The following is a 661-nucleotide window of genomic DNA, read 5'->3' as shown; positions in this document are numbered from 1 at the left end:
AAGTCGAAACCCAGTGGGAGAATTGGTGATAGGTCATGCAGACTTTACCCACCAGTCCATTACTATGGCTACTCATCTTAATCCTAATTAAGTTCAGTTAGCTGATGTCTATGGCGGTAGAGAGCATGTCAAGGACCTTTCAGACTGGGAGGGAGACACGACCTTTAACGCTACGGATAAGAAACCAAGTATTGGTGAGGATGATTACAAGGCAGACCTTGATTCAGTCAATCTTATCGGCCGCATGCAAGAGGGGCAATCCTATGATCAAGCTATATCTTCTTACTATGCTGACCTTCAGAAGGATTCGACTCTGAGAGAAAGAGAATTCTTGAAAAATAAAGATTGGAAACAAGTCAGAAGCACTATCTATGCCAGCATCCTTCCACTAGAGGTTATGGAAAAAGGGGAAGATGCCATTAAAGTATATATCGAAAGTAACTATCCAGGTGTATCCAAGTTTTTAAATCGCTTAGAAGCCGTGGCGGAGTAGGAGGATGATGATGAAGAAAACACTAGGCTTAATAGTATTAATCGCAATAATCGTACTATCCTGTTTCTACTTTTTTATCAATCACCCAAAAAATATTTTTGATGAAATCTACCAGGAAACTGAGAAAACTTACCAGACAAATAATATTTTAAGAAACATAGATGGGTT

At 39.3% G+C, this 661-nt stretch carries 2 protein-coding genes; both read left to right on the top strand.

Annotated features, from left to right (window positions below):
* Positions 1-331: 331 nt before the first annotated feature.
* Entirely contained in the window at positions 332-493 is a 162-nt protein-coding gene (locus tag HMPREF2701_RS11485; RefSeq protein ID WP_261674411.1) for a hypothetical protein, read from the top strand.
* A gap of 10 nt (positions 494-503) precedes the next feature.
* Positions 504-661 (top strand): TipC family immunity protein (locus HMPREF2701_RS11035; RefSeq protein ID WP_148130516.1); only part of this gene is annotated, 158 nt, incomplete at its 3' end.

This window comes from Streptococcus sp. HMSC077D04, assembly GCF_001808785.1.
GTDB classification, from domain to species: domain Bacteria; phylum Bacillota; class Bacilli; order Lactobacillales; family Streptococcaceae; genus Streptococcus; species Streptococcus mitis_BX.
Note: the sequence above shows the minus strand (reverse complement) of the source record. Positions and strands in the feature narration are given on the sequence as shown.